Raw genomic sequence first — 13,732 nt, forward strand, 5'->3', positions numbered from 1 at the left:
AGCAAACATTTGAAGGATTATACATTGAACTTCTTCATAGTTACGCATATCAAAATACAACGTTTGGCAAATTGGTCGGTCCTGACAGTCCTGACGTTTGGTGATTTTGATATTATAAGAGAGATGCGTTTGTGGGAGGTTGTTCTCATTGCGAAGATAGGGGCAAAGATGATGTATCATGTTTTTCTGAAAATGCCTTCGAAGTCTGTGACTTTCATGGTTCTTATGAAGGTTGCCTTCTCTTCATTGACAGTACCTCTAATTGCCCTTTTGCTTGGCTCTCTGTTCTCTTTCACCGGCGGAAAATGGTTTTTGACTGGAGTTTTTTGAGTCTTGCAGAGAGTTTTCCTGGAATAGTCATCGTCTTAACGGTGGCTTTCTTCTGGCTGCTTGGTTTTTCATTTGAACAGAGCGGATTAGTGAAGTTTTCGGCTGCCACACTCAAAGAACGAGAGGATAGAGTAAGATCTGTGCTTGCGAGGATTCTAAGGATTCTTCCCAGACTTCTTGGATTAGCTTCATTTAAAGCGGGGATCTTCCTGTTGTGCATTTTGCCTGCATTGAGGATTCTTCCCGTATTGCAGAGAGCGTTTTCGAGAGAGCTCCCTGTCGAATGTACCCATCTGTAGTTACTAGACCGTTTGGTTGGATTGCAGCGATAATATCACTGATGATAATGATCAGACTTTTTGTCTCCTGGATTTTCGCGATTCACTACGCCGCTCTGGATCGAAAGACATTTGCCGGTGCTCTCAGGGCAAGCACAAGTCTGGTAAACGGCAACAGAAAGAAGGTGTTGCTAAGCACGTTGGCATTCTGGACTCCCTCTCTGCTGCTGATAATCGGTAATTCCTTCGTCTTTAGGATCACGAGAGATTTCGTTATCCGATCGAGCTATGATCCCACATCGATGAATATCCTGAAGCTTTCCATTTTCGCTTCAGCTGAGACAATGACTACTATGGCTGTCTCTATAGGGATATCTATCTTTTATTCTATTTTGACAACCAGGCTCTTCTATGCGATAAAAGAAGGAGAAGCCCTTGATTCTCAAACATTGCTAGGAAAGGATGCTGTTACTGATAGACCTGTTGTGACTCGAAGGCCCTGGCTACTCCCTCTACTAATCATTCTAGTCATTCAGGGAGTCTTCTTCGGATACTTGGGTCGTTTTCTAGTTGTTTCCGAGATTGAACTGCCTTTGGTCACCGCTCACAGAGGAAGTTCATTCAAAGCGCCTGAGAATTCGCTTAGCGCGGTTAGAATCGCAATTGAGGATGGTGCAGACACAATCGAAATCGATGTACAGATGACACGTGACGGAGTGCTTGTTCTAAATCATGATAGGTCGCTATCAAAGGTGGCAAGTGTCGGAGAACGATTCCATAACCTTACCTACGCTGAGATAGCCGAATTTGACATAGGCAGTCGCTTTTCAATCGAGTTTGCCGGAGAGAGAATTCCAACACTGGCAGAAGTTATTCAATGCATGACCGGGATTCCTCCAAGTGTGAAATTGAACATTGAACTTATGGATTATGGTTACTCTCCAGAGATCTCCAGAGCAGCGATAGAGTTAGTCAAGGAGATGGGCTTTGAGAGCAGGGTGGTGATCACGTAAACAAGTAATGAAAGATTGACCGCTGTCAGAGAGCTTGCTCCAGAGATACCTATTGGACTTGTTGTAGGGTATCTGACCAGCCTCGTTTGGTCGGTAGATGTGGACTTCTACAGTGTGTCCACTACAATCTTGAATGATAGATTCATACAGAGAGCAAGATCAATGGGGAGAGATGTCCATGTTTGGACAGTGAACAACACGGATGCAATGAGTCGATACTCATCAATGGGAGTTGCTTCGATAATAACCGACAGACCGGATGCCCTATCTCAACTTCTTCTCAGGAAGGCCGAGATGTCTATCTTCCAGCTTAGAGTTCTCAGTATTTTGATGACTTAACAGGAAACTCCTGACAATACCATAGGTTACAGAGCTCAAAGAAAATGAAATGCTTCTCCAGGGTATCTTTTGTTTATTTTATCTGACGAGAAAGAGCATTTTCGAGAGTTCGTTGCGCTCACGAGAGGACGTGAGAAGAGCCGGTCCCTGTTGAAATAAGACGCAAGGCGCCGAAAGAACATCGGCGGACGCATTGCTGCCTTCGGCAGGAGGGTAAAAAACCAGATCTCGTGCAGGCACATCATGGGATAACAAAGTGAGAGGATTTATGGGCAGGCTCTACGAGATGGCAATGTCAAACGATTAGACAATTCTTTTGTAGGGGCAAACGGCTGTTCGCCCTCCTAATGAACTGATATTTTAGGTAAAAAGCTTTTCAAATTCATTAAGGTATTCGGTGAAGATATCGACCAATCTAGATGGTTGTGCGGCAGCATGTTCTTTCAACAAATAATTCATCAATCTGTCTCGGCCTTTTTCCGGTCGGAGAACGGCGTACATTCAACGGTTGACGTGTCAATTGGAGTCTTCTCGTGAGCGAAGCGAGCATCTCAACAATGCCCTTTCTCGATTCATCTTCTCGGGAAACGGGCCTTCGTTCTTAAGCGTGAAGCCGCACAGAATATCCCCCATTATCAAGCTTACAAGTAGGTGGGGCCCCCTTCGACCACAAAAAAAGAACAAGTTTGCTTGTCTATGCGCTCCGGTAAAAGTAAAATGCCGTCAAATGGAAAGAACTACTTGTCTGCCGGTTTTAGTGTAGACTTATTTCATGGATATTTTGAAGAAGAAATGGATCGCGGCTTTGGTCGCGGTATTTTGTTCGGTTCTCTGGGGAAGCGCTTTTCCCGTTCTTAAACTCGGTTACGAGGAGATGGCAATTTCCCCGGATGATGTTTCAGCTAAGCTTGTCTTTGCCGGAATCAGGTTTTTGGGAGCCGGTATTATGGTGCTTCTACTTTCGATACCTTTGGGTAGAAAGGGAAGAGTGAAGTTCGTTAAGAAGGACTACATGCATTTGTTTGCACTTGGAGTATTGCAGACTTTTCTTCTGTACTTCTTCTTCTATAATGGGCTCAGTCATACAACGGGAATGAAGTCTTCGATAATAATGGCGGGGGAGAACTTCCTCGTGATCCTTCTTGCTCACTACATATACAAGAATGACCGCCTTAGCTGGAGAAAGACACTGGGCATGTTTTTGGGTTTTGCCGGGGTCTTTCTCGCGAATTTCGAGGCGGGATTCACTCTGAGCTTCGTTTTCAAAGGCGATGGATTTATGTTGATTGCCGCAACCATCGGCGCTCTTGGCACTATGTACGCCAAATGGATGTCGGCGAATCGCTCTCCCTTTCTGGTATCTGGATGGCAGCTTTCGATAGGCGGCTTTCTTCTTCTGGTCGCTGGCCTTCCTGGGTTAAGAGGGGATTCACTCCGTTTTACTTTCAAAGGAAATCTTCTGCTCCTTTACTCGATGCTTCTTTCAGCAGTGGCTTTTTCCTTGTGGTACGCGGTTCTCAGCCTCCATAAAGCCGGCGAGATAACTATGTTCCGATTTGTGATTCCGGTTGCCGGAGTATTTTTATCCGCAGCCTTCATTCCGGGAGAGGCCCTCAATTCGTACATGGCGTTTGCCCTCATATTGGTTTCGGCCGGTATTGTTGTTGTCAACTGGAAGAACAGGGTAGTTTCAGAAGATAGTTCCGCTCGGTAAATCTGAATATACCTTTGGAAATTCACATAGGGAAACTTAAGGCCCACTGTGAGCTTTGAGCACTCCCTATTACCGAAAAGAATTGCGGGTAAATCTTTTCTTCAATCAAGAATCACTCCGGCAGAAAGACGCGGCACAAAAAAAGAAAACTGGAGTACCCCGCTTCAATTTGCTTTTTGGTTTGAAATGAAACGGGGTTAAAAGTAATCGACGATTTCTCCGGATCGAAAACAGACTTCACATTTTCATAACTTGATGAAGAGACTCGAAGAAAGACGTAGTCGACTCTCTCAGGTGTTCTTCGAGAATCTTCTTGCAGCGAGTCTTATGCCAATGGCGCCAAGAGGGGCCGTTGTAAGGATTGATAGAAACGAAACCGAGAGTATCACATCTCCGTAAGCAACCCCCATTGCCAGGGATATTGCCCCTACTGCTGCCTGAACAGTTGTTTTGGGTAAATATGAAATCATACAGAATAGTCTTTCACGTAGATCTAGTCTTGACCGATGGTTGCCGCCAAGACACCTGCTCTTCTAAATGTGTGCTCCAAGACTATTATAGCAAGTTCATTAACCACGAGTCCCTTACCGCGTTTATGTTCACACTGGCACCCACAAGCACGAAGAGGAAGAGCTCGGCGACCACCCATATTCTCTCCATCTTTCCAGATATTCGATCGGCGGCGTCTGGGAGCTTCTCTCGGAGGATAAAGCCGATTGCCATCACTTCCAGCAAAGTCGCCACCGGCAAGAAGTTTTCCACTTTGTGGAAAATGAATGCAACCGAAAGCATCAGAAGAACCTTCATTGTATCTCTAGTGTGGAACTTCCTGAAAAGGAGGCTGAAAAGAAACCCGATTAACGCTCCCAGAAAGATACCGAGAATGATCTCCACCGGTACCATAAGCAGGGACCATCCTGTACTGATGTCCTGACCGCTCTCGACCCCCAGAAAGACTTAAAGAGAGTGATGGCCACAACATCGTCTATAGAAGCGGCGGCAAGAATTGTCGAAGGTATCTCGTTTCTCTTTCCGAAGTTCTTCTCCTTAAGTTTGAACATCTCAGGAACAACTACCGCAGGTGAAACCGCTGCTATTATGAATCTAAGCATCCCGCCCTGAAGTAGACTCAAATTCAGCAGAAAGTGAGACAAGATCATTATTGAAAAGCTCTCAAAAAGACCCGGAATGAAACTCAGGCTTCTACTATGTCAACAGATATAAGAGAGACAGACTGAAAGGATCAAGACGAAGAACACAGGGCAGGTCTTCTTAATGACTCTTCGATTCAATCCAAGTCCGGCTCGCATGAGAATAACTATCAGTGCCAGAAGTCTGACCTCTGCCGAGATAGACAGAAGAGTCGAATCGATAGTATTGAGAAGGCTAAGACCAAGAATCACTCCAAGCATAACAAGGCCGATCAAACCGGGTAGATTGATTCTGTCGAATAGTGACAGGATAACGATAGAGAGGATGATAATCGCAGAAACTATCAGCCAAAAAAGCGGTTCTGGAAGACTGTTCTCCAAGGCAAGCTTCATTGCCTAGAGAATTATATAGTCCATGCGTTATACTGTCAATGACCAGTGAACGGAGGTGATCTATTGAGCACTTTTCTAGCCATTGTCGGTGCATTGTTCCTGCTATATCTTGCAATTAGGTTCTTCCCTGCGTTGATTATTGTAGTAGCCGGCGTAGGAGTGATAATGATAGTGATATTTGCCATAGCAGGTCTTTTTGTTGTCTTCCTGCCGATCTTATTGGTTGTCGGTCTAATATTGATTATTGTTAAGCTTGCGTCATGAAAGACACCGATCTTACTGCAATACAGGTCTGGTTCGATCAGGAGTCTTATGGCGAAGAGACATTTCGCAGAAAGATGAGAGACTATGCGAGTGAGACTTCACTTCTGTGGAAGGGGAGTAACCATATCATTGCCTTCCCGGAGTTTTTTGCAACATTTCTATACCCTTCCTTCAGGAAACTCAGCTTCGAGGAGACGACAACAAAGACTCTTGCAAAGTATGCAATTAAGAATATGGGGTTCTCTCTTAATCCTTTGAAGAAGGCTTTTCTAAGAGATGCCCTTGGGATAGAAGCCTACTATCACGGAGTTTTCAGTACCATTGCCAGGGAGTTCGAAACTTATCTTCTTGCCCCGTCGATATTGCTTCCCATAATCGATGAAGAATCTGAGAGAGGGAGATTCATTAGGGATGGAAGGCTCTATAACATGGCCTACTTATTCAATCCTGAGGGAAAGTTGTTGACAAGAGCCTTGAAGCACAATCTTACCAAAGCCGAGAGCTCCGTGTTGTTTTCCAGAGGAGAGCCGGTCGATAATGTGGTTCATACGAAGATTGGCATAATAGGTATAGCGATTTGTTACGATATGTTCTTTCAAAGCGAAATCGAGAGACTGGATGCAGCCGGTTGCGAATTGATACTGGTTCCCTCCTGCAATTTTGCTGAGTGGAAAGGATCGATGCGCGGTTCGACGCAGGAGAGGGTCTGGTTTCGCGATGGACCGATCAGGGCATCATCGTGTAGAGAGAAGATTCGCTATCTCGTAAATCCGATGGCGACTGGGATTGTTGGCAGAGACAAAGCGCAGGGAAGATCTTCCATCTGGTCCAGAGGAAGAGCGCTTGCCGTTGCCAGAAAATTCGATGGGGAAGAGATTCTCAACGTCACGACATAAAGCGGTGAGCTTCATCAGCAGCACTAGTCGAAGTCCACTCTATCTTTTGAGACCGGGGTTCTCCTTCATTGATACTAAATCGGAAAATCGAAAACGAGGAATATGTATAATTTCTTTGTAGTGATACTTTGAAGATGCCCAAGGGAGGAATGTTATGAGAATCACTGTCGTTCACGACACGACAATCGATTTTCATCATGAAGAGATGGTCAGGAGTGTTGTTAGTTCACTCGAGAATAGTTTTGAAGTCGATTCCAGACCATTCGAGATCGATGCTGTTAGCGGACTTAGAGGCACTGATCTCGTGTTCAATCTCACTACCGGCAGGGGCAGTGCAGAGAGGCAGGTCCATCTTCCGGCCGTGCTGGATCTTCTGGGAGTACCCTTTACCGGCTCCGGTGCTACGGCGAACGCTCTCTGTATAAACAAGGCGCTCACAAAGTTGATCATGAAAGCCTATGGAATATCCACTCCCGAATTCTTTTCGGTACGTCCCGGAGATACCGCCGACAACCTGCCGTTCAGTCCGGCAATCGTCAAACCCGTTAAGGAAGGCGGAGCAAAGGGTATCTGGGAGGACTCGGTCGTAGAGAGAGTTGATGACATGCAGAAAGCTGTTTCACGTATTCACGAGAGATTTGAACAGCCCGCTCTGGTTGAGAGGTTCATTGAAGGAAGGGAGTTCACCGTTGGGATTGTTGGAAGTGAAGTACTCCCGATCATGGAAATAGATTTCTCGTCGCTGCCAGATCACCTTGAAACTTTCTATTCCTACAGGGTGAAACAGTTCCACGGTGACGAGACGAATTACATTTGTCCTGCGAAGATCTCACAGAGAGAGGAAACAGCTATAAGCGAGCTTTCGATGAGAGTCGTCCAGGTGCTCGACTTGAAGGACTATTGCCGTATCGATTTGAAGATTGACGACGAAGGAAAGATCTACTTCCTAGAGGTCAATTCCCTTCCTCTTCTCGTACCTGATTACTCAGATATCGTCAAAATGGCCGAGGCGAGAGGGTGGAGCTACGGTGATCTCATTAACAGGATTGTCGCTTCAGCAATAAGTAGATATGGAATCGGAGAATAAGGAAGTCTATGAAGAGATACTTGATTACATAAGACAGATCCCTGTGATCGACACACATGAACACCTGGTCCACTCTGAAGATTTGCTCCTGGGGAGAGACGACGTTCTTCAGGAGTTCCTTCTTCACTTTATGAGCTCTGATATGATTTCTACTGGACTTAAAGCCGAGACTCTAGGAACTGCCAGAGATAAGAAGAGAGATATACTTGGACGCTGGGAACTGATAGAACCACACTGGGAGTTTTGCCGACATACCGGTTACGGCAGGGTTCTCGATGATTCGGTTAGAGAGATATACGGGATCGACGGAATAAAAGGTTCGACCATAGAGGAGCTCGGAGAGAAGTTCAGGGAGGCAAACAGACCGGGACACTTGAAAGAAATCCTGAAGGATCTCTGTAACATAGAACTTGCGATAATAGATCCCTGGACCAGCCGATTCGAATGAGACAGGAGCCATTTCAGGAGGGTCTGGCAGCCACAAAACTACATAATGCCAATGCCACCTGAATTCGATATAGTAGGATGGCTGGAGGAGACCTACGCCGTAGAAATAAGATCGCTCAGCGACTGGCTAGAGGTTTTCGAAAGGGAGCTGGATGAGAATCTGGCAAATGGCATCATTGGTCTGAAGAGTGTTATTGCTTATCAGAGGCCGATTAGATTTGAAGAAGTGAGTTTTAAAGACGCTGCAATCGTGTTTCAAAAGGCTCTGAAAGAGAGAACCGAGAAGTGTGTGTATGGAGACAAGAGTCTAGTTCTACCCAAAGTAGTGCAGGATTATGTGATGCATCTTATAATGTCTGCAGCGAATGAACGTGGAGTTTTCGTTCAGTTTCACACCGGTTTGCTGGAAGGAAATCGTGGAATGTTAAGCAACTTGAACCCCGAGCTTCTCGAGAACCTGTTTCTCAAGTATCCGGGAGTGAAATTCGATCTCTTTCACATTGGATATCCTTACTGGGGAGTGACTGCGGCCCTTGCCAGGACCTATCCAAACGTCTTCATCGACATGTGCTGGTCTCACATCATCTCGCCAATTTCTTCGCGGAACGCCTTGAGCGAATTCCTGGATGCAGTGCCGTTCAACAAGATATCCGGCTTTGGCGGGGACTATGCAATCGTCGAAGCGATCTACGGGCACCTTAAGATGGCAAGAGAAAATATCGCGAGAGTTCTGGAGGAGAAGATTAGTGAGAAGACTGTAAAGCTCTTACAGGCGATGATGATTGCCGAACGAATTCTCCATAACAATCCGAAAAAATCCTCCTGAACAATCTATGATCTGCAAAGCAATCTCAGCAAAGGCGGTTTTGGAAAACGAGAAGGTGGAGATCAATTGACACATGAGGAGAGGTACAACTTGGCTCTGGAGATTTCTCGAAAGGTTTCGAGAGAGGTGAAGGACAATCTGATTTGCTTCTGCCTGTATGGTTCTACATCGAGAGGGACCGATACTCACTGGTCCGATCTAGAAATGCTTATGATAACCAGAGAAGAGGTTCCCAAGAAAGCCTTTCTCGATGGCTTAGTCCCGGTCACTATAAATTCGATAACCGAAAACAGACTCTGCAGATTACTCGAGGAACCGGGAGTTGAATGGCCATTTTACGCTGGATTGGTGAAAAACCTTGTCGTACTGGAAGGCGATGCGTCGAAGCCGGGGCAGTATTACGCTCTCGCTTGCCGTGTTCCTGAAGAGAAGTTCAGGAGGGCTTTGAAGGACAATCTTTCGGAGCTCGTATTCGAGTCTTGCGGGAGAATCTTCTCCTGCATTGCAAGGAAGAGATACGAGGACATCTACTGCGCCTCAATAGAGACCCTGCTAGAAATGAGAACCGCTCTCTGTCTTCTGAACTGTACGCACGTGAATTATGACTACTTCGACGGCATTCAAGAGAGTTTCAAGTTCAAGAAGCTGCCAGAACGGTACCCCGTTCTGGCAACGAGATTGTGGAAGGGCAGAAGTCCGTTCAGCATTGCAAATGACTCCAGAGATCTCTTCAAGAACTATCTCTCTCTTTTGAGAGAAGAGCAAATTCTTCAAACATGACGGAGTCTATCTACGAACTTGACGCTAGATTCTCTGACCCCCCCACTTTTTATGGCACGTAATTGACATCCGTGGCCCACAAGCTTATGTTGTCGAACATGACGTAAGACAAAACGCCATTGCTCGTAGTCATCCTAACTCCATTTGTGCCCGCTGACACAGGACTATAGGTAAAACTCTTCTTGAATAAATCGTTTACGTATACTGCCGCGTTTCCCGTTGTGTGATTAAAGATCACCTTCACTTTGTACCAGACTCCAGGTGAGATATCCATCACTTTCTCGGAATGGTAGGAACCACCGGAATTTGTCCAGCAGATTATCGCCTGACTTCCTCCTAGGTATCCTATTCCTGTGTATGCATTAGTGTTGTTCGGCCCAATCCAGCCCCATTTGTTTGTTGTGGAGGAGCTCAGCCTAACGTCGTACTCTAGATAGCCAAGCTTTATAGGTTTCACCGATGAAGTGTAGACCGTGGAGTAACCTCCAGTTCCACCGTAGAAGGCGATGACTTTACCGTGACCGGTGATCGTTGTAATGACTGGATTAGGCACACTGCCAGACTCAGTGTAGTACCACTTCCCGAATGAACCTGTGATGGTGCCTGTAGAATATGTCTCAAAATTCTCTCCAAAGGCTTTTGTTGGCGCAGTGCGGAAACTCCAGATGGGGCCGGTCTTAGTGGCTCCTTTACTGTCTATCGCGACAATCCGCCAGTAGTAATTAGTCGAACTACTCAAAGTGCCGGTAGGGTAAGTAGTCGTACTCCTGTTTGTTTTGAACACAAGAGCCGTTGGAGAGGTACCTAAATACACATCATATGTAACTACATCGCCGTCTGGATCTCCCCCGATCCAAGAGAGTGTAAGATTGGCTGGCTGTGTAAGTGCCCCACTGACAGGAGTAGGATTCGAAGGGGTATTCGGTGGGTTGTTTATTCCACTTGGATTGATTGTTATATCGAATGTCTGGTCGGTTTGGCCTCCATTTCCATCGTTTGCTCTGATCGTTGCGTTTCTTGTTCCTGAGTCACTCAATAACGGAGAATAAGTGAAGGTGCTACCTGCGACTGCTCCAACCCCGGCTACTCTTGAGAATGTAAGAGAATCCCCATCGGGATCATTCGCGAATGTGGCGATGTCCAGTGTTAATGTCGTTCCGGCTGTAACATATTGCGGGGAAGGTATCGACAATTCGGGAACTCTGTTCTTATTAGTAACGGTCACTGAGAAACTTGTCGTCGCCTCGGCCCCTTTTGTGTCAATAGCTCTCAAAACAACACTGTAGACTGCCGATTCTTCAAAGTAAATTGCTGCATCCTCATAGGAGGGAGAGTACTCATAGTTGTTTCCGTCAATCTCACCGGGACCTTCAAGAATATCGAATGTAAGAGCATCTCCATCCGGGTCGCTAGCGTAGGTTGTAAGAAGAACTGTAAGAGTGGAACCCTCCAGAACAGTTTTATTTGGAATCGTTATCCAGACTGGAGGCCTGTTCGTGGGCATAACCGTGACGTTGAAACTTTCGCTTGCCGTTCCGCCCTTTCCGTCGTCTGCGGTTATCGTAACTGCATATACCGCTTCTTCCTCGAATTCAATTGCAGATTCACCGATGCCCGGAGTGTAGGAATATAGACCGCTAACTACGCTTCCCTTTCCTGTTACCGAGAAGCTCAAGGCATCGCCGTCTTCATCTGAGACGTGATCGCTCAGAAGGATTTCTAGGGTTTTGGTTTCTTCCACAGTCTGATCTCCTATTGGAAGAAACCAGACCGGAATCTTGTTTGGCGGGTTGAATGGACATGCAGACAGCAAAAGGATAAGGAAAACTACAGGTAGCAAGACAAGACGGTTCTTTTTCAGAAGCATTCTAAACACCCCCCATACTTAACAATTTCAGCGGTTTTTGAAGTCAACTGTTCCTGTAGTTTCAGTATATTTCACGGCTGCTCGACATTATCTTTCGATACGAAGATTCCAAATAATAAGAATGCCAATCGGATTTGTTTCGAAAAGAGCATGTAAGTTTCCTTAATTACGCCAATATGGTTAACTTGCTAAGTGCGAAACTAAAGACTAATCATAAAGACATCATCTAAGGGAGACTAAGATTCGACAGATACAGACTCATCTGGCTTAACGGTTCAAGCGGTTACCTGAAGCCCTTACCAGGAATGATAAATAAGTCTAGACAAATCACTCAGAATTATGATATTGCGTTTTGATTTTGGTTTGAAGAGAAAGTGTAAATCTGCAATAATTGAAAAGTTGCTAAACACTTTCAGAAGATAGTTTTGAAAGTTACAGCGGTCATTCCTTCAAAGAACTTGGGGCACGCGTACGTTTCACTTTATTGCTGTCCTTAAAGAGCTCATCATTACCCACATGATGTTCTCTGGAACCCATCTCATCATCTCGTGGTTTTTAACTAAGACCGACCCCGGACGCGGAGTGTCAACGATGAACCGCTCTTCTGCTCTTGATCTTAAATCCCCGCTCGAGCGGGGGGACCGCTTGCGGTGGGGTGTGTGCACGTCTTTGAAGCGCGTCCCGCATCGATCAGCCTGGCCGAGCTTTATTGGATGTATTCGCTCTTCACGTCTTTAGTAGGTCTGTGCAATATGTTCTTACCAGGAACCAACATCCGCTCTCTTGGGATTATTTCAAGGCAGCGGCCTTTGCAGTTCTCAAAGACGAGCGTGCACACCCTCCGCCAATTCGTGGTCCTCCTCCCTCAAGGGAGGACTTAAGATCAGGATCATCAGGAGCCAAATACAGCATATACTGTCAAGGGAGAAGAAGCACAATATGATTTCTATTTAGCTCCGTAACTTATGGGTAATTAAGAGCTTAAAGAGAGGTTGATCCTATTTCTAAATCTTACAGTAGCGAAGCAATAGAATCTGTCTCAGGCATAATTGTTTCGTAGAATCTCAGGAGAGAAGGATCTGAAAGGAGAGAAACTGCATGACTTCGCGAGATAGAGTGTTGAAAACGTTGAAACACCGCGAACCTGACCGTATTCCTATCGATCTGGGAGGAATGAGGTCGACCGGCATTCATGCTAAAGCTTACAAGAAGCTTGTAGATTATCTCGGTTATTGTGATCTTTCAGTAAGGGTTTTCGATATTCATCAGATGCTTGCCTTTATCGATGAGGAGATCAGGAGAGAAGTACATTCCGATGTGATCGAACTCAAGAGACTGAACGGAGGCTTTGAAACTAGAATCGATTCCTGGATAAGGAGAGACATCTTTGGAGATGGGTCGAGATACCTCTTTCCAGATGGTTTCGACTTCAAAGTGAAAGAGGACGGTTCGCTAGCAGTCGAGAGGAACGGTGTCGAAGTCGCGAGAATGCCCCGAGGCGGCCATTACTTCGACAGGAGTTACTTTCCCCTTGCCCAGGCCGAGAGCAAAGAGGAGATCTCGGCTCTTGTTCTGCCAAAACTGACTGACGAGGAAATAGAGTTCCTGAAAGGACAGCTCTCGGGAATACGTGAGTCAACAGACTGCGCCGTAATCGGGGCTTTCGGGGGAAACTTCCTCGAGGCGGGCCATTCAATGTTCGGGTACCAGGAGTTCATGGAGAGGCTGATTACCGACCGGTCTCTTATGGAGTTCTTTCTCGACCGGCTCCTCGAAACCTATATTGTAGATCTGGAAAAGTATCTCTCTAACGTGGGAGACGATATAGATATTATTCAGATTGGCGACGATTACGGCACCCAGGAAAATACGGCGATATCGCCCCGGATTTTCAGATCTGTCTTCAAACCCAGACTGAAAAACCTGTGCGACTTCATTCACATTAAGAAACCCGATCTGTTCATCTTTCTTCACTCCTGCGGGTCCGTCTATCCCTTCATACCAGATTTCATAGAAGCCGGGGTTCAGATCCTGAACCCGGTTCAGACTAACGCGAAGAATATGGAGCCGGAAAGGCTGAAGAAGGAATTTGGAAGAGATATCGTCTTCTGGGGAGGAGGATGTGACACACAGCACGTCCTGCCTTTCGGAACGCTCAAGGAATTGGAGGACGATATTCGCTGGCGCATCGACATTTTCTCTCCGGGCGGAGGCTTTGTCTTTGCTCCTATCCACAACATTCAGGCCGAAGTATCACCCGAGAAGATCTTCAGACTTTTTGAATGCGCTTACGAATATGGTTCTCGATAATACTCGCTGAAGAAGCTGCTCTTCTTCTGAACCTGAT

15 protein-coding genes, 1 pseudogene and 1 riboswitch are annotated in these 13,732 nt (G+C 46.0%); of the genes and pseudogenes, 11 read left to right on the forward strand and 5 right to left on the reverse strand.

Features of this window, described 5'->3' with window-relative positions:
* The first annotated feature begins 24 nt into the window (after positions 1-24).
* The 4 genes and pseudogenes from Q502_RS00130 to Q502_RS00150 all read left to right on the forward strand — a co-directional run bounded on the left by Q502_RS00130 (position 25) and on the right by Q502_RS00150 (position 3,674).
* A complete protein-coding gene (locus tag Q502_RS00130) occupies positions 25-330 on the forward strand; it encodes a hypothetical protein (RefSeq protein WP_099830239.1) in 306 nt (101 codons plus the stop codon).
* Positions 327-629, forward strand: a complete 303-nt coding sequence (locus tag Q502_RS00135; protein WP_099830240.1) for a hypothetical protein — start codon at positions 327-329, stop codon at positions 627-629. The genes Q502_RS00130 and Q502_RS00135 overlap by 4 nt, the downstream gene beginning before the upstream one ends.
* A 332-nt stretch (positions 630-961) precedes the next feature.
* A pseudogene (locus Q502_RS14980) lies at positions 962-1,960 on the forward strand (glycerophosphodiester phosphodiesterase).
* Between the two features lie 772 nt (positions 1,961-2,732).
* Positions 2,733-3,674 (forward strand): DMT family transporter, encoded by a 942-nt coding sequence (locus tag Q502_RS00150; protein ID WP_099830243.1) that lies wholly within the window; start codon positions 2,733-2,735, stop codon positions 3,672-3,674.
* A gap of 290 nt (positions 3,675-3,964) precedes the next feature.
* Here Q502_RS00150 and Q502_RS14495 read toward each other — a convergent pair whose 3' ends face one another.
* The 4 genes from Q502_RS14495 to Q502_RS14510 form a co-directional block, all read right to left on the reverse strand.
* Entirely contained in the window at positions 3,965-4,144 is a 180-nt protein-coding gene (locus Q502_RS14495) for a hypothetical protein (protein ID WP_243392361.1), read from the reverse strand.
* 85 nt (positions 4,145-4,229) lie between these two features.
* Positions 4,230-4,577, reverse strand: coding sequence for a cation:proton antiporter (locus Q502_RS14500; RefSeq protein ID WP_243392362.1), 348 nt, complete (start codon positions 4,575-4,577; stop codon positions 4,230-4,232).
* On the reverse strand, positions 4,532-4,786 hold the full coding sequence (locus tag Q502_RS14505; RefSeq protein ID WP_243392363.1) for a hypothetical protein: 255 nt from the start codon (positions 4,784-4,786) through the stop codon (positions 4,532-4,534). The genes Q502_RS14500 and Q502_RS14505 overlap by 46 nt, the downstream gene beginning before the upstream one ends.
* A gap of 99 nt (positions 4,787-4,885) precedes the next feature.
* On the reverse strand, positions 4,886-5,173 hold the full coding sequence (locus Q502_RS14510) for a cation:proton antiporter (RefSeq protein ID WP_308410404.1): 288 nt from the start codon (positions 5,171-5,173) through the stop codon (positions 4,886-4,888).
* A riboswitch (Fluoride riboswitch) is annotated at positions 5,154-5,231 on the reverse strand. Its footprint overlaps the gene before it by 20 nt.
* Positions 5,232-5,281: 50 nt before the next feature.
* On the opposite strand from Q502_RS14510, the gene Q502_RS00160 reads away from it, so the two are divergent.
* The 6 genes from Q502_RS00160 to Q502_RS00180 all read left to right on the forward strand — a co-directional run bounded on the left by Q502_RS00160 (position 5,282) and on the right by Q502_RS00180 (position 9,518).
* Positions 5,282-5,482: a hypothetical protein gene (locus tag Q502_RS00160; RefSeq protein ID WP_099830244.1), complete on the forward strand. Its 201-nt coding sequence runs from the start codon at positions 5,282-5,284 to the stop codon at positions 5,480-5,482.
* Complete coding sequence (locus tag Q502_RS00165) at positions 5,479-6,378, forward strand: carbon-nitrogen hydrolase family protein (protein WP_099830245.1); 900 nt, start codon at positions 5,479-5,481, stop codon at positions 6,376-6,378. The genes Q502_RS00160 and Q502_RS00165 overlap by 4 nt, the downstream gene beginning before the upstream one ends.
* Positions 6,379-6,532: 154 nt before the next feature.
* Positions 6,533-7,465, forward strand: coding sequence for an ATP-grasp domain-containing protein (locus Q502_RS00170; RefSeq protein WP_099830246.1), 933 nt, complete (start codon positions 6,533-6,535; stop codon positions 7,463-7,465).
* Positions 7,449-7,913 carry a hypothetical protein gene (locus Q502_RS14515; RefSeq protein ID WP_243392365.1) on the forward strand — a complete coding sequence of 155 codons (465 nt, stop codon included), beginning with the start codon at positions 7,449-7,451 and terminating at the stop codon, positions 7,911-7,913. The genes Q502_RS00170 and Q502_RS14515 overlap by 17 nt, the downstream gene beginning before the upstream one ends.
* Before the next feature lie 45 nt (positions 7,914-7,958).
* Positions 7,959-8,738 carry an amidohydrolase family protein gene (locus Q502_RS14520; protein ID WP_243392366.1) on the forward strand — a complete coding sequence of 260 codons (780 nt, stop codon included), beginning with the start codon at positions 7,959-7,961 and terminating at the stop codon, positions 8,736-8,738.
* A 66-nt stretch (positions 8,739-8,804) separates the two neighbouring features.
* Complete coding sequence (locus tag Q502_RS00180) at positions 8,805-9,518, forward strand: hypothetical protein (protein WP_099830247.1); 714 nt, start codon at positions 8,805-8,807, stop codon at positions 9,516-9,518.
* 49 nt (positions 9,519-9,567) lie between these two features.
* Here the strand turns inward: Q502_RS00180 and Q502_RS00185 are convergent, their stop codons facing one another.
* Positions 9,568-11,385 carry an Ig-like domain-containing protein gene (locus tag Q502_RS00185; protein WP_099830248.1) on the reverse strand — a complete coding sequence of 606 codons (1,818 nt, stop codon included), beginning with the start codon at positions 11,383-11,385 and terminating at the stop codon, positions 9,568-9,570.
* 1,098 nt (positions 11,386-12,483) lie between these two features.
* Between Q502_RS00185 and Q502_RS00190 the strand changes: the two genes are divergently transcribed.
* On the forward strand, positions 12,484-13,695 hold the full coding sequence (locus tag Q502_RS00190) for a uroporphyrinogen decarboxylase family protein (RefSeq protein WP_099830249.1): 1,212 nt from the start codon (positions 12,484-12,486) through the stop codon (positions 13,693-13,695).
* Positions 13,696-13,732: the final 37 nt, after the last annotated feature.

Origin of the sequence: Mesotoga sp. Brook.08.YT.4.2.5.2., from assembly GCF_003351125.1 — a bacterium.
Taxonomy (GTDB): domain Bacteria; phylum Thermotogota; class Thermotogae; order Petrotogales; family Kosmotogaceae; genus Mesotoga.